Source organism: Vibrio sp. VPAP30, assembly GCF_001188205.1.
In the GTDB taxonomy this organism is placed as follows: domain Bacteria; phylum Pseudomonadota; class Gammaproteobacteria; order Enterobacterales; family Vibrionaceae; genus Vibrio; species Vibrio bivalvicida.
Map to the genome: position 1 here is coordinate 518,315 of NZ_LBLS01000043.1, position 19,079 is coordinate 537,393.

Annotated in this window: 15 protein-coding genes; 7 read left to right on the forward strand and 8 right to left on the reverse strand. The window is 44.9% G+C overall.

Annotated elements, in window-relative coordinates; all coding sequences use genetic code 11:
• The first annotated feature begins 62 nt into the window (after positions 1-62).
• Positions 63-1,841, forward strand: a complete 1,779-nt coding sequence (gene aspS / locus ZX61_RS22560) for an aspartate--tRNA ligase (RefSeq protein WP_049846824.1) — start codon at positions 63-65, stop codon at positions 1,839-1,841.
• A gap of 71 nt (positions 1,842-1,912) precedes the next feature.
• Here the strand turns inward: aspS and pulA are convergent, their stop codons facing one another.
• Together pulA and ZX61_RS22570 are read right to left on the reverse strand one after the other, a co-directional pair.
• On the reverse strand, positions 1,913-6,280 hold the full coding sequence (gene pulA, locus ZX61_RS22565) for a pullulanase-type alpha-1,6-glucosidase (protein WP_235431373.1): 4,368 nt from the start codon (positions 6,278-6,280) through the stop codon (positions 1,913-1,915).
• A gap of 319 nt (positions 6,281-6,599) precedes the next feature.
• Positions 6,600-7,292 carry a pseudouridine synthase gene (locus tag ZX61_RS22570; protein ID WP_049846825.1) on the reverse strand — a complete coding sequence of 231 codons (693 nt, stop codon included), beginning with the start codon at positions 7,290-7,292 and terminating at the stop codon, positions 6,600-6,602.
• A gap of 293 nt (positions 7,293-7,585) precedes the next feature.
• On the opposite strand from ZX61_RS22570, the gene ZX61_RS22575 reads away from it, so the two are divergent.
• On the forward strand, positions 7,586-9,811 hold the full coding sequence (locus ZX61_RS22575; RefSeq protein ID WP_049846826.1) for an NADP-dependent isocitrate dehydrogenase: 2,226 nt from the start codon (positions 7,586-7,588) through the stop codon (positions 9,809-9,811).
• 82 nt (positions 9,812-9,893) lie between these two features.
• Here ZX61_RS22575 and cspD read toward each other — a convergent pair whose 3' ends face one another.
• Entirely contained in the window at positions 9,894-10,115 is a 222-nt protein-coding gene (gene cspD / locus ZX61_RS22580; protein ID WP_049846827.1) for a cold shock domain-containing protein CspD, read from the reverse strand.
• Between the two features lie 516 nt (positions 10,116-10,631).
• Between cspD and clpS the strand changes: the two genes are divergently transcribed.
• Together clpS and clpA are read left to right on the forward strand one after the other, a co-directional pair.
• On the forward strand, positions 10,632-10,952 hold the full coding sequence (gene clpS / locus ZX61_RS22585; protein WP_049846828.1) for an ATP-dependent Clp protease adapter ClpS: 321 nt from the start codon (positions 10,632-10,634) through the stop codon (positions 10,950-10,952).
• A gap of 42 nt (positions 10,953-10,994) precedes the next feature.
• A complete protein-coding gene (gene clpA, locus ZX61_RS22590) occupies positions 10,995-13,262 on the forward strand; it encodes an ATP-dependent Clp protease ATP-binding subunit ClpA (RefSeq protein ID WP_049846829.1) in 2,268 nt (755 codons plus the stop codon).
• A 142-nt stretch (positions 13,263-13,404) separates the two neighbouring features.
• On the opposite strand, the gene ZX61_RS22595 is transcribed toward clpA, so the two are convergent.
• From ZX61_RS22595 to ZX61_RS22605, 3 genes are read right to left on the reverse strand one after another with little or no spacing between them, the layout of a single operon-like run.
• Positions 13,405-14,040, reverse strand: coding sequence for a YdcF family protein (locus ZX61_RS22595; protein WP_049846830.1), 636 nt, complete (start codon positions 14,038-14,040; stop codon positions 13,405-13,407).
• Positions 14,041-14,057: 17 nt separating this feature from the next.
• Positions 14,058-14,879, reverse strand: coding sequence for an NAD(P)H-binding protein (locus ZX61_RS22600; RefSeq protein WP_049846831.1), 822 nt, complete (start codon positions 14,877-14,879; stop codon positions 14,058-14,060).
• Positions 14,876-15,766, reverse strand: coding sequence for a LysR family transcriptional regulator (locus ZX61_RS22605; RefSeq protein ID WP_049846832.1), 891 nt, complete (start codon positions 15,764-15,766; stop codon positions 14,876-14,878). The genes ZX61_RS22600 and ZX61_RS22605 overlap by 4 nt, the downstream gene beginning before the upstream one ends.
• An 89-nt stretch (positions 15,767-15,855) precedes the next feature.
• On the opposite strand from ZX61_RS22605, the gene ZX61_RS22610 reads away from it, so the two are divergent.
• Both ZX61_RS22610 and ZX61_RS22615 read left to right on the forward strand, forming a co-directional pair.
• Complete coding sequence (locus ZX61_RS22610; protein WP_049846833.1) at positions 15,856-16,275, forward strand: PACE efflux transporter; 420 nt, start codon at positions 15,856-15,858, stop codon at positions 16,273-16,275.
• Between the two features lie 66 nt (positions 16,276-16,341).
• Positions 16,342-17,121 carry a substrate-binding periplasmic protein gene (locus ZX61_RS22615; RefSeq protein ID WP_049846834.1) on the forward strand — a complete coding sequence of 260 codons (780 nt, stop codon included), beginning with the start codon at positions 16,342-16,344 and terminating at the stop codon, positions 17,119-17,121.
• On the opposite strand, the gene ZX61_RS22620 is transcribed toward ZX61_RS22615, so the two are convergent.
• Positions 17,114-17,347: a TIGR02647 family protein gene (locus ZX61_RS22620; protein ID WP_049846835.1), complete on the reverse strand. Its 234-nt coding sequence runs from the start codon at positions 17,345-17,347 to the stop codon at positions 17,114-17,116. The genes ZX61_RS22615 and ZX61_RS22620 overlap by 8 nt on opposite strands.
• A gap of 501 nt (positions 17,348-17,848) precedes the next feature.
• Here ZX61_RS22620 and focA point away from each other — a divergent pair.
• Complete coding sequence (gene focA / locus ZX61_RS22625; RefSeq protein ID WP_049847004.1) at positions 17,849-18,694, forward strand: formate transporter FocA; 846 nt, start codon at positions 17,849-17,851, stop codon at positions 18,692-18,694.
• A 42-nt stretch (positions 18,695-18,736) separates the two neighbouring features.
• Here the strand turns inward: focA and ZX61_RS24290 are convergent, their stop codons facing one another.
• Positions 18,737-18,877 carry a hypothetical protein gene (locus ZX61_RS24290; protein WP_157633180.1) on the reverse strand — a complete coding sequence of 47 codons (141 nt, stop codon included), beginning with the start codon at positions 18,875-18,877 and terminating at the stop codon, positions 18,737-18,739.
• Between the last annotated feature and the right edge of the window lie 202 nt (positions 18,878-19,079).

A 19,079-nucleotide genomic window follows, 5' to 3' on the forward strand; every position in this document is an offset into this window, starting at 1 on the left:
ATCGGTAAACTTAACACCGATAGATAGTAATCAACAAATTTTAAGAGATTGGGAAATTCATTATGCGTACCCATTACTGTGGTCACCTGAACAAGTCCCTTGCAGGACAAACTGTAGAACTTTGCGGCTGGGTTAACCGCCGCCGTGATTTAGGCGGTCTTATTTTTATTGATATGCGAGATCGTGAAGGCGTTGTTCAGGTAGTTGTCGATCCAGATATGGCTGATGCGTACGAAGTGGCTAACACGCTGCGTAATGAATTCTGTATCAAGTTGACGGGTGAAGTTCGCGTTCGTCCCGATAGTCAAGTAAACAAAGATATGGCAACGGGTGAAGTTGAGATCATCGCTAAAGGCCTTGAGATCATCAACCGTGCAGACGTTCTGCCTCTAGACTTCAACCAGAAGAATACAGAAGAGCAGCGCCTAAAATACCGTTACTTAGATCTACGTCGTCCTGAAATGAGCGATCGCATTAAGCTTCGCGCTAAAGCATCTAGCTTTGTTCGTCGTTTCCTAGATGACAACGGCTTCCTAGACATCGAAACACCAGTACTAACAAAAGCAACGCCAGAAGGTGCACGTGACTATCTAGTACCAAGCCGCGTTCATAAAGGTAGCTTCTACGCACTTCCTCAGTCTCCACAGCTATTCAAACAGCTGCTAATGATGTCTGGTTTTGACCGTTATTACCAAATCGTTAAGTGTTTCCGTGACGAAGACTTACGAGCTGACCGTCAGCCAGAATTCACTCAGATCGATATCGAAACGTCTTTCATGACAGCTGACGAAGTTCGTGCAACCACTGAAAAAATGGTCCGTGACATGTGGCAAGAGCTACTAAACGTAGACCTAGGTGAATTCCCTGTGATGCCATTCTCTGAAGCGATTCGCCGTTTCGGCTCTGACAAACCAGACCTACGTAACCCACTAGAGTTAGTTGACGTTGCTGATCTAGTAAAAGACGTTGAGTTCAAAGTGTTCTCTGGTCCGGCAAACGACGAAAAAGGCCGCGTTGCAGTGATCCGCGTTCCAGGTGGTGCGTCTCTAACTCGTAAACAAATTGACGGCTACGGAGAGTTCGTAGGTATCTACGGCGCGAAAGGCCTAGCATGGATGAAGGTTAATGACCGTGCAGCCGGTGCTGAAGGTGTTCAATCTCCAGTGGCTAAGTTCCTTAACGAAGATGTGATCAATGGAATTCTCGACCGCACTCAGGCTGAGTCTGGTGATATTATTCTTTTCGGTGCAGACAAATCACACACTGTTGCAGAAGCAATGGGCGCGCTGCGTCTGAAGTTAGGTAAAGACTTAGAGCTAACAGATGAGTCTGCATGGGCACCGCTATGGGTTGTTGACTTCCCGATGTTCGAAGAAGATGACGAAGGTAACCTACATGCAATGCACCACCCATTCACATCGCCTTTAGGTGTGACAGCAGAAGAGCTAAAATCGAATCCTGCAGCTGCGAACTCAAACGCATACGACATGGTTCTAAACGGTTACGAAGTTGGTGGTGGTTCAGTACGTATCCACAATGCTGAAATGCAGGCGGCTGTATTCGATATTCTAGGTATCGAAGCAGAAGAGCAGCAGCTCAAGTTTGGCTTCCTACTCGAAGCATTGAAGTTCGGTACGCCACCGCACGCAGGTTTAGCATTCGGTCTTGACCGCCTAGTTATGCTGCTATGTGGTACAGAGAATATCCGTGATGTTATTGCATTCCCTAAAACAACAGCCGCGTCGTGCTTACTTACCGATGCACCAAGCCTGGCTAACCCAGCAGCACTTGAAGAGCTAGCGATCGCAGTGAAAGCCGCTGAGAAGAAAGAAGAACAGTAAGTCTCTCTTTCCGTTGATAATAAAAAGCCGCTTCATACCAATGAAGCGGCTTTTTTACGTCTGTAGATTCTCTACAGAGTACTAATGGTAAGAGCTTTGGTTAAGACGTTAAACTGTACTTGGAAAGCTCCATCACTGTCAGGAGTGAAGCTGATGTTTCCTGAGTTACTGCCAAATGGCAGAGAATTTTCTCCTGCAATAACTGCGTCAAAACCATGCTCGCATTGTCCCCAATCTCCACAGGTGAATTTGAAGTCGTAACTTGTACCACTTGTTAGCGTTGAGGTGGTAAACGTAGCCAGACTACTTGTTGTTAGGTCCATCTTGCGAGCGACAGTATGATCCCAACCACCGGATAGAGCGCCTGGAATGAACCACTCTTTGCCTTCATAGCTTTCGACAAGCTGTGCCTCAATGACGTTTGGAGATACGGTGTTAGTGGCATCAAGCTTGAATTGGTACATCCCCAATTCTTGATAGTTTGAAGGGCAATTGCCACCACCACAACTGTACTGCTCATCCCAAGAACCCATGGTGAACTTGTAACCGGTATCGCTATCTAGCCCAAGTGTCACACCATAGATACCTTCGCCTAGGTAAGGAACTTCAATTGTTGCTGGGTCCCAAACTGAGAGAGGAAATCCTCCAGCGATGTACACTTTACGTGCGCCAAATGGTGGCAGATCACCTTGCTTTTCTGAAACAGGCAGGCCAAGCCCTCGTTCAACTGCGCGAGCTTGTTCGAACACAGCCACTGACCAAGCAGGTACTTCAAATGTTTGTTTACTAGCGTTGAAGTAAGCACCATTAGACATGTTGCCTTGACTATGTGTATCACTAAGTTCAAAGCCGCTAAGCTCAATACGATTACCCAAATGGTCATTGAAATGACCGAATGACTGATGGTTCGGTGTTGCATTAATCATAACTACCAAGGCATCGAGGTTAGGATCCATGTCTGAACTTTGCGTGATACCGTTATCCACAGTCATGACGATTAGACCTGGTGTTTGTGCGCTGCCAGTATTGCGGAAATCGACGCGACTAATGATTTCGTCACCACTTGGCAATGTGAATAGTTTGCTTGATTGACGTAGTTGAAGCAGCTCCTTGTAGTTGGCGAACATCGCATCAATATCAGACGGAGTAGGGTGTGTGTTCGCGTCTGCAATGGCACGCTCAATTTGTTCGTAGTTAGCCAGATCCTTTTCTGCCGCGGGTAAGCCTTTATTCCAGTTGTTGTCTGAACGGTCAAAATCGACAAGATTGTACCAATCACCAAAATCGTAAGAGTCACGCTGCATTGATTTTGAACGAAGCAGTTCACCACCCATATGGTTGAACGGCATTGCTTGTCCTAGTAAAACAGTTGCGGTGCCAATGGTCTGCATTCTGACTCTTACATCAGTGCTTGCTGATTCTGCCACCTTATACATGTTGATATCCCAAAACGTCTGGTTATCGTGTTTAGAGACGTAGTTTTGGATCTCCCAAGGTTGGTCTGCATAGCCTGCCGCTTGACCGTTGTAGTCAACGTCTTGGCCTAACAGCGTTTGGTTACTAGAGTCGATAAGCTTGAACGTTTTTAAGTTGCCTGCCATACCTAGACGAATTAGGTCAGCTTGGTGCAGTGCTCGCGCAAGCTCAGTTTCGGCTTCATTACCGCTATAGTCCGTGAGTTCATTTGCTAGCACTGCGGCACCTGTCGCAAAGCCTTGCATACGACGGATGTCATCGCCAGACTCAAACGGGCTTCCTCCACGAGCGGCGTCGCGCAATCGGTCTGAAAATGATCCTATTCCAGTGCCACCTAAGTGCTTTTGAGTGGCTTGAATAAAGCGTTTGTCATCCGCGACTTCACCAAAGTTCCACCCTTCGCCGTAGAAGTAAACGTCAGGATTAATATCGCGCGCGGCGGCCAGTGTTTGTTGGATCTGACTTAATGGGTGATGCCCCATAAGGTCCCAACGGAATGCATCGATTTTATAGTCACGAACCCATGTTTGGATGGAGTCATCAATAAGCTTGGCAAACATGGCATGTTCAGGTGCCGTGTTTTCGCAACAGGTCGAGGTTTCGACTACCCCCGTATCTGGAACGAGGCGGTGGTAATAAAGCGGCACAACTTTATCAAGTACAGATTTATCACTCTGATAGCCCGATGCATTAGTGTGGTTGTAAACAACATCAACAACCACGTTCATGCCAATATCTTGTTTCACGGCTTGAACCATTTCGCGGAATTCAACGATACGCTGAGTACCTTCCGCGTCCGTCGCGTATGAGCCTTCTGGAACCGTGTAATGGAATGGGTCATATCCCCAGTTGTAGCTGTCTACTGTGCGTACATATTGAGTGAGATCTTGAACCAGTGGAGTCGATTTGTCATCTGAGGTTAAGATTTCAGAATAGACATCAGCGATGGATAGGCCGGTTTCACAGTAGCCACTAAAGTTTGCGTCACTGTTAACCTTTGGTACTAAGTTACATAGCTTGCTAAATGGCTCATCAATGTTTGCTACCTGATCAGGGTCTTCGTTTATGGTAGCAATATCAAATACAGGCATGAGGTGTAAGTGGGTCATGCCTGCTTGCTCAAGTTCTTTAAGGTGGTTAACTGGTACGCTGCCACTTTCAGTGAACGCAAGGTACTTCCCTTTGTTGACGGTTGACGCGTCATGAGCAGAAAAATCTCTTACATGTGACTCGTAAATTGTAAGGTTAGCCAAATCACCGTTGTCTTCATTTTGTGAATGAGGAGCTTGGAGAGCGTCCCATCCCGATGGTTTTAACTCGCTTGCATCAAGATTGATCGCTTGGCTGTGAGTTGAGTTCATTGCCAAGCTTACTGAGTATGGATCCGTGACTTCATATTCAGCGGTAAGTTGCTCTCTAGGCTGAAATACCTTCATAGCATAGCGGTAGTATTTACCGTCGACTGCTTTTACCCGCTTGCGCACGCTCCAACTACCTGAATAGATATCTTCGGTCATTGGGTAGCGTTTGAGTTCAACTTTGTTCTGGTCATAAACCACTAACTCGACATTGTGGGCAGTTGGTGCCCAAAGTCGGAACGTTACTCGGTTATCATCATAAACAGCACCATACTCAAGTTCAGTTGCCTCTTGTGCGAACATGGCGTCAAGTGCACCAGCGTATTGAACGCCGGTTACCGCTCGAAGAGTCGAAGGCCTCTCAGCCCCGCTACTATTAGACGCAACTGCCACCAGGCTGGTTTTTACCAAACCATATAACGCGGCGGGTACCTCATAAGCAGGGTAGTCGGCAAGATGTGGGTAGCGGGTTTTTTGTTCACTGCTTAGCGATGTTGGAGTCAGCTTAATTGAAAGTGCACTTACAATTCCTTGCTCCGAAACTTGGTACTTACCTTGCTCAGAGAACATGAGTTGCACTTGATCGGCACCTTTGGCACCTTTCCACACAAGGGTACGCTCATCTAATAAGATAGCTCCCACCGTATCTACATTGAAGCCTAGGTCAAGGTTGTTGTATACAAAGGTTCGGCTTGCGTAGGCAGTGCTGTCTCCAGGAACAAAAGTCACCGAAGGGTGGGTATCCATGGCTGAAATATCGATAGCAAGGTCGGATCCGATGATTTTGTCTTTGTTTCCATTGCGGACAATCGCGTTGAAACACTGGCTAGGGTCGTCGGTTACGGGCACGTACCAAATTGGACCAAAATGATCAGCCGCATCTGGTGTTATCGAAGTATCGTCCCAACCGTTGTTGAATCCAGCAGGATCGCCTGCAGCGCAAGGCGTTCCATTGTTCCACAGGTGCAGGTTGTAGTTAGCGTAGCCGTTGAGAGCTTGTCCCACCTCTTGATAATCGCCCATAGGATCATAGAGTTGAATGGCGAAGTGGCCTGCTGGTGGTGCAGCGAGCTCTCCCGGAGCATCAATTTGTGGAAGCTTAACATCTGTCCCTTGTTGATCGAGCCCTAGTGATGTTAACAGGGTTGCACGGCGGTTCTCATTAACCACTTCACCGTGTTCTGTGATGCCTTGAAATTTGGCTTGAGGATCAAGAGTCACCGAGATGACCTCGGAGTCCTTGTGGTTGATGGTACATGCGCCAGTTGTTTTTCGGGATTTAAGTAGCCAGTATGGGCCGTACTCATCCGAGCCACTTGCGCGATATTTTTTGTTGCCACATTCTAGTACCCAATCTCGCTTTTTTGTGCGATGCGAAAGGTGCGAGCTACTCTCTTCGGGAGCCATGATGTAGCTAATTAAGCGCCGTTTTTCCTTTACCTCCGGTTCTATTGGCATCTCACACCATGCTGGGATGTTGATTTGATCTGCAGATTGCTGAGGAGAGGTACAGTCGGTTTCTTGCTGGCAAGCCATGAGCAACGGTACTGTGAGTACCGGTAGCATTGCTTTGGTTAGTGTTGACAAGTTTAGTTGTTGTTTCACGATTCACGTCCATTGTTATAGTTAAGCGTAACGATTTTAGGGGGATCGTGAGCCAACAATGTGTGAGCGATTTAAGCTAAGTTATTTCTTAGTGCGAAAATTACCGTTTCGGGGCTCGCTGTCACAAATCGTGCAGTGATAGGCAACTGAATGCGTGATGTGGGATCGATTGTTTCAGCAAACTTACGCTTGGGGACGTAGAGAGGGAGGAGGATAAAACCTCAATCTCATCCCTAACGTAATGTGATGTGTATGCATAAAATGAGCAGCTTGTTTTGCTATACAAAAAAGCTAACTCAATGATAATTGGATTAAAGTCTTAGATCTGGATTTGTTTCCATTCTCCCGGTAACAGGTCACCTAGCTTTATATCCCCCATTGAGTAGCGAATCAAACGCAGGGTAGGAAAACCGATATTTGCCGTCATTCGACGGACTTGTCGGTTGCGTCCTTCAATAATGGTAATCGCTAGCCATGTAGTAGGAATGTTGGCTCTAAAACGAACGGGCGGGTTGCGATCCCACACTTTTGGTTGCTCTATTACTTCTACTTTTGCAGGAAGTGTCATGCCATCTTTTAACTCTACGCCCTTACGCAGTTTATCTAAGTCAGATTTTGACGGTGCGCCATCAACTTGCACCCAATAGGTTTTTGGTGACTTAGATTGAGGCTGGGTGAGCTTAGCCTGCAAGATACCGTCATTGGTGAGTACCATTAAACCTTCACTGTCACGATCAAGTCTGCCAGCAGCATAGATGTCTTTAACAGGGATAAAGTCAGCCAAGGTTTTTCTACCTTCACCGTCTGTAAACTGGCTAAGAGTGTCGAAAGGCTTGTTGAATATAACCACCTTGCGATCCTCAGGTGCTATTCTTGGCTTATTGCTGGCCAGCTTCTGGCGATTTCGAGACGAATGTTTATTGCTCTTTTTTGCCGAAGAAGGGCGTTTAAAACCGGGATTACCGTGACGTGTTGAAGACGGTTTGGACTCACGGTGTGAGCGTGGGGACATGTTAACTACCTTGCAAAAATGTAAACGAAGTGTGGGTATAACTTTTAACGAGATGCCAAATAAGCTACCATTTGCGCGCCCGAAAACAGGATTGGCGAACAAGATAATAGACTATTCTTGTCATTTTGTTTAATTATAACGAATCGCTCTCAAGGATGTCGCTGACTAAGTGACGAAAACAAAAAGAGACGGACAAAGCGCAACAAGTGAGGGGATTATTCATAACTTGTTAGCGGAAACACACACAGGATCACTTCTCAAAGCGATCCGGTTAGAACAAATAGGGAAATTTCATGCCTACAGAAAAACCTACAATCATTTACACGATTACTGACGAAGCACCTGCGCTAGCGACATACTCACTACTACCAATTATTCAATCGTTTACTGCTTCTTCAGGTATCAATGTTGACACTCGTGATATCTCTCTTGCTGGGCGTATTATCGCAAACTTCCCAGAGCATCTAACAGACGAGCAACGCATTGGTGACGCACTAGCTGAATTAGGCGAACTAGCGAAAACACCAGAAGCAAACATTATTAAGCTGCCAAACATCTCAGCTTCGATTCCTCAGCTCAAAGCTGCAATTAAAGAGCTGCAAGATAAAGGTTACAACCTACCTAACTATCCTGAAGAGCCTAGCACGTACGAAGAAGAAGCGATTAAAGCGACCTACGATAAGATCAAAGGTAGTGCAGTGAACCCTGTGCTACGTGAAGGCAACTCTGATCGTCGTGCACCGCTATCTGTAAAGAACTACGCCAAGAAGAACCCGCACTCAATGGGTGCTTGGTCTGCGGACTCTAAATCACACGTTTCTAGCATGGCTGGCAACGATTTCTTCGGTAGTGAAAAATCGCACACGGTAGTAGGCGCAACTGACGTTAAGATTGAATTTGTTGTAGCTGATGGCTCGGTGAAAGAGCTAAAAGGTGCTTTCCCACTCCAAGACCAAGAGATCATCGACTGCTCTGTAATGAACAAGAAAGCGCTAGTCGAGTTCTTTGAAGCACAAATCGCAGAAGCGAAAAAGCAAGATGTATTGCTTTCACTGCATATGAAAGCGACCATGATGAAAGTCTCTGATCCCGTGATCTTCGGTCATGCTGTTAAGGTTTACTACAAAGACGTTTTCGCGAAATACGGAGATGTGTTTGACAAGCTAGGCGTTGATGTAAACAACGGCATTGGCGACGTTTACGCTAAGATTCAAGCGCTTCCTACTGCTCAGAAAGAAAAGATCGAAGCGGCTCTACAGGCTGTTTACGAAACTCAACCGCCATTAGCGATGGTTGATTCAGACCGCGGTATTACGAACTTGCATGTACCAAGCGACATTATTGTTGATGCGTCTATGCCTGCAATGCTGCGTTCATCAGGTCAGATGTGGGGCCCAGATGGCAAACAGAAAGATACCAAAGCGCTAATCCCAGATCGTAGCTACGCAGGTATCTACCAAGCGGTTATTGATTTCTGTAAAGAAAACGGCGCATTCGATCCAACTACAATGGGTAGTGTGCCGAACGTGGGCCTAATGGCTCAAAAAGCTGAAGAGTACGGCTCGCATGACAAAACATTCATTCTAGACGCTGCTGGTACGGTGCGTGTTGTTGACGCTTCTGGTGCTGCTCTACTCGAGCAAGCAGTAGAAGAAGGCGATATTTTCCGTATGTGTCAGGTTAAAGATGCGCCAATCCAAGACTGGGTTAAGCTTGCGGTAACTCGCGCTCGTGCAACGGGTGTACCGGCAGTCTTCTGGTTGGACGAAAACCGCGCACACGATGCTCAGTTAATCAAAAAAGTAAACGCCTACTTACCTAACCACGACACTTCAGGTCTAGAGATTAAGATCTTAGCGCCATTAGAAGCATGTCAATTCTCTCTAGCTCGAATCAAACAGGGCCAAGATACAATTTCTGTAACGGGTAACGTACTTCGTGACTACCTAACTGACTTGTTCCCAATCCTAGAACTTGGTACTTCAGCTAAGATGCTGTCAATTGTTCCACTGATGAACGGTGGTGGCCTGTTTGAAACGGGTGCTGGTGGCTCGGCTCCGAAGCACGTTCAACAAGTTGAAAAAGAAAACCACTTACGTTGGGACTCACTGGGTGAATTCCTAGCGCTAGCAGCCTCTCTAGAGCACTTAAGCACAGTAACGGGCAATGCGAAAGCACAAGTTCTTGCTGATGCTTTAGATAAAGCAACAGGTGATTTCCTCGACAACAACAAGTCTCCATCACGTCGTGTGGGTGAGCTAGATAACCGTGGTAGCCACTACTACCTAGCGACATACTGGGCACAAGCATTGGCTTCTCAAAGCGCGGATGCGGAGCTAGCTGCGGAATTCGCACCAATAGCACAGGCACTATCTGCAAATGAAGAAAAGATTGTTGCAGAGCTAAACGACGCTCAAGGTGTGGCGGGTGAACTAGGCGGTTATTACGCGCCGGTATTTGATAAAGCAGCACCACTGATGCGCCCAAGCGCAACACTTAATGGTGTAATCAATCGCTAAACTTAGCGAGGCAAATAACAAAACCCGCCAACTGGCGGGTTTCTTTTTTTGATGATTTAAACTTAGTTTAAGTTGGCAGCGATTATTTTGCTGGTTGAGCTTCAACCGGAACCACAGAGCTAGCGTGGTAGCCTTTAGGTCCTTCTTCCACTTCAAAACTCACTTGTTGGCCAGCTTTCAGAGTACGATAACCGTCCATTTGAATTGTGGAGTAATGCGCGAACACGTCTCCATCTTCTCCCTCAGGACAAATAAAGCCAAATCCTTTGGCGTTGTTAAACCATTTTACTGTACCTGTAGCCATGCTATACATCCCTCATGCATATTGTTACTGATGTTGTTAAGGTGTTTACATTGATTCCTTGTAAACAGAAAGTGAATTTTCATTCAGCCGCTGCCAAAATTTCAGTCACTATTTGACCAATGTAGCCAATGATGGGTGACAGTCAATAGGAAAAAGGTATTACAGTCTACATATTTGCAAGCAAATCGCTTTTGAGATTTACATTTTTGCAACTAATGATTTTGTTAATTATGCATAAATATAGATGAGGTGAATGGTTTTTGGTTTCTTTTTAATCAATTAGATACAGCTCTTCCGATAAGTGAAATCTTTTATTTGCAGCGACTCTAATGCTGCATTAGTCTCTAAGTAAGGGCAAAAAAAGTTTGACGTATTTTGTCTGAAGCTATGCTGGTCTTTCTCGCGAAAATCAACCATGTAAGATAAACAAACCGTTAATAGTTAGAACTAAATTCGAAACTTACGCTCAATGAAGTGGTAAAATTAACAAAGATAAAACAGCAGCAACGATGAGTCATGAGCAAACATTTTGAATGGGTCACTCCCGGTTCCGATTTACTGGAGTTAGAAAAAACAAAAATTAAGCCGCCGTCCATGTATAACGTTGTGTTAAACAACGATGATTACACCCCGATGGACTTTGTGATTGAAATCTTAGAACGTTTTTTTTCTATGGATATCGACAAGGCGACACAAGTGATGCTCAAGGTGCATTATGAAGGCAAGGCAATTTGTGGCACGTATACTGCAGAAGTTGCTGAGACGAAGGTAGCGCAAGTTACTATGTATTCGAAAGAGAATGAGCATCCTTTGCTTTGTACAATGGAGCAAGCATAGCGCTTGTTCGAGCAACCTAAGTTGTTCTTAAAGGAGGTACTTATGCTGAATAAAGAATTGGAGTCGAGTCTGAATGGCGCATTTGCTCGCGCTAGAGACAAAAGACATGAGTTTATGACCGTCGAGCACCTCCTGTTAGCATTGCTAGAAAACGATGCTGCGCGTGAGGCCCTGCAAGCGTGTCAGGCAGATATCGAGGCCCTTCGAGGTGAACTCGATGTATTTATCGATCAAACAACACCTCTTATCCCAGAAAACGACGAAACTCGCGAAACGCAACCCACTTTGAGTTTTCAACGCGTTTTGCAAAGAGCAGTGTTCCATGTTCAGTCTTCAGGACGCAGCGAAGTCACAGGTGCAAATGTACTGGTGGCAATTTTTAGTGAACAAGAATCTCATGCGGCTTACCTTCTTAAGAAAAATGATATTAGTCGCCTAGATATTGTTAACTTTATTTCTCATGGAATTACGAAAGCTTCTAGTTCTGGTGATGAGCCTTCTTCCGATTCATTTGGTAGCGAGAGTGCTGAAGATACGGGTTCAGAAGAGCGTCTAGAAAGTTTTGCAACCAATCTCAATCAATTAGCCAAACAAGGTCAGATTGATCCACTTATCGGGCGCGATAAAGAGCTTGAACGGACGGTTCAGGTTTTGTGTCGTCGCCGTAAAAACAACCCACTTCTTGTTGGCGAGGCAGGTGTAGGTAAAACTGCAATTGCAGAAGGTCTAGCATGGCGTATTGTCGAAGGCCAAGTGCCAGATATCATTGCTGATAGCGTTATTTATTCTTTAGATATTGGCTCTTTACTCGCTGGTACTAAATACCGCGGAGATTTTGAGAAGCGGTTCAAGGCGATTTTGAAGCAGCTTGAAAAAGAAGACGACGCCATTCTATTTATTGATGAAATTCACACCATTATCGGTGCGGGTGCGGCATCGGGTGGCCAAGTAGATGCGGCTAACTTAATTAAACCTCTACTGAGTAGTGGTAAGCTACGTTGTATTGGTTCAACGACTTACCAAGAGTACAGTAATATCTTTGAGAAAGAGCGTGCTCTGTCTCGACGTTTCCAAAAAATCGATATTGTCGAACCTTCTTTGGATGACACAACTAAGATTTTGATCGGTCTGAAACCAAAATATGAAGCTCACCATGAAGTCCGCTACACCAACAAGGCACTTCGTGCTGCCGTTGAGTTGTCGGCGAAATACATTAATGAGCGCCATTTGCCAGATAAGGCGATTGACGTCATTGATGAAGCCGGTGCACGCAGCCGTTTAGCGCCAGCAAGCCGTCGTAAGAAGACGGTAAGCGTAGCCGATATTGAAGCAATGGTGGCGAAAATGGCCCGTATTCCTGAAAAATCAGTGTCGTCTTCTGATAAAGAGATTTTGCAAAAGCTTGATGAGAAGATGAAGATGCTGGTGTTTGGTCAAGATGATGCGATTGATGTGCTAAGTGAAGCGATCAAACTCACGCGTGCAGGCCTTGGAGCGGACAACAAACCTGTTGGTTCATTCCTGTTTGCAGGCCCGACAGGCGTAGGTAAGACAGAAGTAACTGTGCAGCTTTCTAAACTGCTCGGCATCGAGCTATTACGCTTTGATATGTCTGAATACGGTGAGCGCCATTCTGTGAGCCGTTTGATTGGTGCCCCCCCAGGTTATGTTGGTTATGACCAAGGTGGTTTGCTAACAGATGCTGTTATCAAACATCCTCATTCTGTTGTGCTATTGGATGAAATCGAGAAAGCTCACCCAGACATCTTCAACTTGCTGTTACAAGTCATGGATAACGGTACATTAACTGACAATAATGGTCGCAAAGCTGACTTCCGTAACGTAATTGTCGTGATGACTACTAACGCGGGTGTCCAGATGACAGAGAAGAAATCGATTGGTTTGATCCAACAAGATCATAGCCATGATGCGATGTCTGAAATTAAGAAAGTGTTTACACCAGAGTTCCGTAATCGTCTTGATAATATCATCTGGTTTAACAGCTTAGATGAGCATGTTATTCACCAAGTGGTTGATAAGTTTATCGTTGAGCTTCAAGCTCAACTGGATGCTCGTGGTGTATCCCTTGAAGTCTCTGATGATGCTCGCGACTGGCTTGCAACTAAAGGGTACGATAAAGCGATGGGCGCTCGTCCTATGGGTCGTGTGATTCAAGACCAGCTTAAGAAACCACTGGCCAACGAATTATTGTTTGGTTCTTTAATTGATGGCGGCACGGTGAAAGTAGATCTTAAAGGTGACGAGCTTAGGTTTAAATACTTAAGCGAGAAAGAAGCAGCGATTCACTAAGTAGTCGTAGCAGAAGTAAGGAAAAGCCAGAGCAATCGCTCTGGCTTTTTGTTGTGTGGTTTACTTAAAACCCTAATGACGCAAAGCTGGATCTGTTCTAATAACCTCGCTAAAGGCTCTAGCCATAAGTTTGCAGTTGTATTTATCCAAATACTGTCTTGAGCAAATGATAAGAGTCATCGATTTCTTGAGGAATTTTTTGCTCGACCTGAAAGCCAAGGGCAGGGTATGTCTTAATCCTTTCAAAGTCTCCTAGCATTGCAGTGACTGTTGTTTCAAGATCAATATCTTCGTTGAAATAGTCGCAGAATTTGGTCTTGGGAGATGTTACACAGATGGCCTCATATGGGATTGGCCACTGTTTCGTAAATGTGGCATAAGTTCGCCTTTCCATATAAGGTTTTTGAACGAGGATAAACGAGCGGAACTCTTCGCCCAATTGGTTCATCAGCTCATATGTAAAACGAATGTTTTCGCCCGTGTTGGTGGCCTTATTTTCAATAATAATACAGTCGCTAGGAACGCCCATATCGCGCGCAAGGGCTGCGAACGTCAATGCCTCGGTTGATTCAAATATCCCGTCGGTAAGGCGTCCGACGCCGCCAGAAAATATCAGCTTACCTGCCCAACCGTCTAAGAAAAGCTGCGCGGCATACTCAGCCACACGTACATCATTACTTCCCAAAACAAAGATGCAATCCGATTTCGTCAATGTATGGTTAAGTTGCATATATGACCATAGACGCTCGATATGTTGGTATAGCTTAAGTTTACTCATCATCGACTCTTTGACTGTTAAACCAATTCTAAGGTGTGTTGATAGTGGAAGCGGTAACCCAACTCAATCAGTTTACCTGCGATAATTCTTTTATCGGCTTGCTGGGAGATGGGGGGTAATGGCTCTGCGGAACCGACACTACTTAGTGCCGCCTGATAAAACTCAGCTTTGCTGACTGTGTTAGGTGTCGTTGCATTTACTGTGGTCGATTTCGCGCAAAAAGCCATGTGACTAACAGCGCCAATTGCATCTTGCAGATGAATCATATTCGCGGGGGCTTGTTGGCTAACCTGTTTTAGCTTGGCGGCAAACCTTGAAGGGTGGCGGTCTGGACCGACTAGCCCACTACAGCGAACAATAGCGAAACTCAGCCCTGAATTGATTAACGCATCCTCTGCTTGCAGCATAGTTGTCGCATTGTCGCTAAAATCTGGACTTCCCTTCGCAAGCGCGAGGGTAGCATCTTCTTCGGCCATCTCTTTAGCAATGTTTGGATAGACAGTTGTCGAACTCACCATGACAACGCGAGAGACCTCCTGTTGCTTAGCAGACTCAATCAGGGCAGCCCACTGACTAACGTATTGCTTTCCTCCACGTTTTCGGAATCCTGGTGGAAAACAGCCAATCACTATCTCGCTCGGATGGTTATTTAGGTGAGCGGTAAGTGCTTCGCTACCACCATTTAGGTCGCATAGAAAGCTGTCGATTCCTTTACTGCGCAGTTCATGAACACCTTCGGCCGTCGTCTTGCTTACATAGACTTTATGACCGATAGAAGTAAGGTATTGACCAAGAGGCTGACCAAGCCAACCTCCGCCGACGATTGAGATCGTTTTCATTGCTCTGTCCCTGATAATAACTTACGCAATTCACTACGTAAAAGTTGGTGTATCGGCTTAAAACCGTATGCTTGATGTTGAATCACATCGACATTAGCGTGCCAACATAGTTGTTCGTAGCGAACCGGAATTTTGGTAATTTTCCCACTTTGCTCATACACAGATGCGATATGAGTAGGTAAGAAGCCCCAGCCAAAGCCATTGCTGATCAACTCCAGCAGAACGTAGTAGCTGTCTGCATACCACAGGTCTGGACTATGTGCTTGCTGGAAACCACTAACTTTTGCATTTTTAGAGCGTAACAACAATTGTCGATGAAGCAATAGCTGGTCGACATTTTCGGACTGTTGGTTGGCAAGTGGATGAGTATGTCCAACATAGAGATCAAACTCAATATGCCCCACTGACTCAAAATCGACATTTGGTGGAAGTTCAATCTCAGAAAAAATGAGCCCAGTGGTGACCCGTTTATCTGCGACTAGCTCAATAATGTCGATACTTGAAGCGACGAGAACTTCCACTTTTAACTCGGGATAGCGGCTTGAAACGGAATCGAGTGCGCGCGAAAAGTTTTCGACCGGAATGCCCTCATCAATAGCGATGCTGATGTTCGACTCTTCTTCTTTAAACAATGATGCTGAGCACTCGACCAACCTTTTATGCTGTTTTAAGGTGGCATTCGCATGTGGAAGAAGGCGTTTACCTGCTTCGGTTAATGTAGGGTAGCGACCAGCACGATCAAACAGATCAACACCGCAATCAAGTTCAAGGTTCATAATATGCTGACTGATGGCCGATTGGACTTTATTCAATTGACGAGCCGCTGCTGAAAATGAACCTGCCTTAACGGTAGCCACAAAGGCCTCTAGTTGCTCAATACTAAACATATCGCTTTTACTGATGGTATCTAACTTTTTAATATCGTTATTATAGATGAAAATAAGCTCATCGTTTGTGACTAAAGAGAGAAATTAACATGCAAACTAGAGAACGTATTTTCCACGCACTATTTTTTGAATTGATTGCGCTGGCCATCATTATTCCCGTAGCTTCACTGTTTTCGGGCAAAGGGGCGAGTGATTTAGTTGTGGTAGGAGTTGGGCTGAGTTTGTTTACGGTGGTCTGGAACTACTTTTACAATATTGGCTTTGATCGCGTTTGTCGTGTTCCTAGGGCTGAGAGAGCATTATCAACCCGTATTTGGCATACGGCGGGCTTTGAGGGAGGGCTTATTTTTGTCACTTTACCAACTGTTGCTTGGTTCTTAAATATAACATACCTCCAAGCACTAATGCTTGAAGCTGGGTTTCTGGTGTTCTTTTTCTTTTACGCGACAGGCTTCAACTGGCTATATGATCGCCTTCAGCCATACAAATGGTGCTTTGAGCGCGCCTAGATAATTAAACCACTGTGCCTATTATTAACTATGTAGGTGTTGTTTACCTACATGTCAGAGGTGAGCATGAAGTGGTTGTTAATAGTAATACTCATATTCAGTGTCATTCCATGCGGGGCGACTCAGAGAGTTTATATGACCTCACTTGAGTGGCCGCCGTATTCTGGGGAAGAACTCGAAGGATATGGGTTGTCGGTTGCTGTTGCACGTGAAGCATTTGCTGCCATGGGATATGAGCTTATTGTTGAGTTCAAACCATGGGTGCGCACTGTTGCGCTGGCAAACAAAAGCAATAAGTATATTGGCTACTTTCCCGAATATTACTTTGAAACCGACGAGTTTGTCTTTTCTAACTCTATTGGTCAAGGGCCTCTAGGGCTGGTTGAAAATACCAAATTCCCTATTAAATGGAATTCACTCGATGATCTAACTCTGTATCGGATAGGTGTCGTTCAAGGGTATGTAAATACGACCGAGTTTGACCTACTAGTGGAAGAAGGGCTAATTCAGGTTGAAGCGTCAGCAAATGACCTCCGCAACATATACAAAGTGGCTAAGGGGCGCTTGGATGCTGCTGTTATAGACTCTAATGTACTCGAGTATTTGATCGGTATTGACCCTAGAGCAGACGTGCTAGCTAATCGAGTAAGAATGAATGAGCGACTACTTGAAAGCAAAGAGCTGTACTTAGCGTTCAAAAACACGCCAGACGGGCAAAACTGGCGTGATGTATTTAATGATGGTTTGGAAAAGATTGATATTTCCCTAATTGTCGAAAAGTACAGCCGCTATTTATCGAAGAAAAAAAGTATTAGCTCTCCAATTGTTCCTTATCGTGCTAACTAGTTAGGACTCTTAGTGCTTTGTCAGCGTGTTCAGCCATTTCAATGCCTTCGTCAGTTAGGTATCCACCATCAGGTAACGTACATAGACCTTTTTCATAAAGGCGCTGAACGGCTGCCTGCATCTCTTTAGAAGCTTCATGATGAACCTTAATACCTGTCGCGGCACTGCTGATGTCAAACTGAAGTAAAAGGTTAAGTTCAGACATATGTTCAGGCGTAAATTTCATAATCGAATCCTTTTAGAAAGTACTGTTTTCAACTTAATCATGAAGTTATAAATCGGCAATGTTACGAGTTGAGAAGTGTTAGCTACCCCTTACTTTCACTTAAGGAATTGCAGGGATTGGTTAGTAGTTGTTCAATCGCCCTGTCACTAGATCAGAATCAAAGATTGTCAGACGCTTTTGTTGGTCAGTAGCACGTTGTTCTTCTTGTAATGAAAATAGTGAATAAAAATGGCTGTTGTTATGAAAAATAAGACTAAAGTAGTGTCAGAACAAAAATATGATCATTGCCCTTTAGTTAAGTGATTGATTATTATGGTATACATGTGAAATGGTAATGGCTAATTTAGTTATTTTTAGCTCTATATTGTCAACATATACTAAGTGTTTTCTGTAGAGAAATAACATTTTGTCTTGTGTGGCTAATTAACGCTTGAATTTGAATAAAAATCGAGTGATTATCCGCCTCCATCAATCCACATGTTGCAAAATGTTTCACTCATGATGAACTTAAACCACCAGTTTGATTCTCTCCTACCCCCACAAATGGCTGAGCGCGCTGCAGAAATTGGCGTTGGCAAAGCGACGAAAGATCCCGTTAAATCTTTTCTGTTGGCGATATCTGCCGGAATACATATTGGTATCGCTTTCGTCTTTTATACCATTGTTACTACCGGCGCCGGTGAGCTACCTTGGGGCATCACTCGCCTTCTAGGTGGGTTCGCGTTTAGTCTAGGTCTTATCTTAGTCGTAGTGACTGGCGGTGAACTATTCACCAGTTCAGTCTTGACTCTGGTTGCACGAGCCAGTGGCAAAATAACTTGGAAAATGCTGTTTAAAAATTGGGCGGTCGTTTACGGTGGCAACCTTGTAGGTGCCTTGCTTTTGGTGGTGTGCATGCTACTAACAAAGCAGTACATGTTCGACCATGGTCAAGTGGGCCTTAACGCTATGGCAATTTCACAGCATAAGTTACATCACACTTTTCTGTCCGCAGTATCACTAGGGGTGATGTGTAATGTTTTGGTATGTATTGCTGTTTGGATGACATTCAGCGGTCGTACACTGACGGACAAAATTGCTGTGCTGATATTGCCAGTCGCTATGTTTGTCTCTGCGGGGTTTGAGCACTGTATCGCCAACATGTTTCAAGTTCCAATGGCTATCGGGATCAAGAATTTTGCACCCGCAGAGTTTTGGCAGATGACAGGGGCGAATATTGCAGACTACGCCGATTTGAACATGATCGATTTCATCACCAACAACCTCATTCCTGTGACACTTGGTAATATTATCGGTGGTGGAGTCTTCGTTGGCATGTGGTACTGGTTAATCTATCTACGTGACTAGCGTACTTGATGTTTTTTGAAGGCTCACATGATGTGAGCCTTTTTAATGCCAGCAGCCAAATTCTGATTCCGGAATCTCTTCTCTTGGAGCCATCTCTTTCGGCAGAGCAATCAGCCAGTCTCGGATGTTGGTAAGTTCAATTTCTTGAACTTCTACATCATAGGTGTCAATTGGGGTCAACATAACGCACTCCTTGGTTAACTAGCTTCAAACCTATGAGCTTGGTATGACATCTTTATTACACTTCTCGAATTAAATTATATGCGTATGAATGCAAAGAAAATTTTTATTGAGAATTCTCTTGAATTCTGGATAGACCAGTTGTTTCCTATGTATCACCACGGTTATCCACAGAATCTGTGGATAAGATCCCCAAGGCATTTTA

Excerpts from the sequence above, each read along its gene's own strand:
- ZX61_RS22575 (WP_049846826.1), top strand. The coding sequence starts at position 7,586 with ATGCCTACAGAAAAACCTACAATCATTTACACGATTACTGACGAAGCA.
- clpA (WP_049846829.1), top strand. The coding sequence starts at position 10,995 with ATGCTGAATAAAGAATTGGAGTCGAGTCTGAATGGCGCATTTGCTCGC.
- ZX61_RS22615 (WP_049846834.1), top strand. The coding sequence starts at position 16,342 with ATGAAGTGGTTGTTAATAGTAATACTCATATTCAGTGTCATTCCATGC.
- clpS (WP_049846828.1), top strand. The coding sequence starts at position 10,632 with ATGAGCAAACATTTTGAATGGGTCACTCCCGGTTCCGATTTACTGGAG.
- ZX61_RS22595 (WP_049846830.1), bottom strand. The coding sequence starts at position 14,040 with ATGAGTAAACTTAAGCTATACCAACATATCGAGCGTCTATGGTCATAT.
- ZX61_RS22600 (WP_049846831.1), bottom strand. The coding sequence starts at position 14,879 with ATGAAAACGATCTCAATCGTCGGCGGAGGTTGGCTTGGTCAGCCTCTT.
- ZX61_RS24290 (WP_157633180.1), bottom strand. The coding sequence starts at position 18,877 with ATGTTGACCCCAATTGACACCTATGATGTAGAAGTTCAAGAAATTGAA.
- cspD (WP_049846827.1), bottom strand. The coding sequence starts at position 10,115 with ATGGCTACAGGTACAGTAAAATGGTTTAACAACGCCAAAGGATTTGGC.
- ZX61_RS22620 (WP_049846835.1), bottom strand. The coding sequence starts at position 17,347 with ATGAAATTTACGCCTGAACATATGTCTGAACTTAACCTTTTACTTCAG.
- ZX61_RS22610 (WP_049846833.1), top strand. The coding sequence starts at position 15,856 with ATGCAAACTAGAGAACGTATTTTCCACGCACTATTTTTTGAATTGATT.
- focA (WP_049847004.1), top strand. The coding sequence starts at position 17,849 with ATGAACTTAAACCACCAGTTTGATTCTCTCCTACCCCCACAAATGGCT.
- aspS (WP_049846824.1), top strand. The coding sequence starts at position 63 with ATGCGTACCCATTACTGTGGTCACCTGAACAAGTCCCTTGCAGGACAA.
- ZX61_RS22570 (WP_049846825.1), bottom strand. The coding sequence starts at position 7,292 with ATGTCCCCACGCTCACACCGTGAGTCCAAACCGTCTTCAACACGTCAC.
- ZX61_RS22605 (WP_049846832.1), bottom strand. The coding sequence starts at position 15,766 with ATGTTTAGTATTGAGCAACTAGAGGCCTTTGTGGCTACCGTTAAGGCA.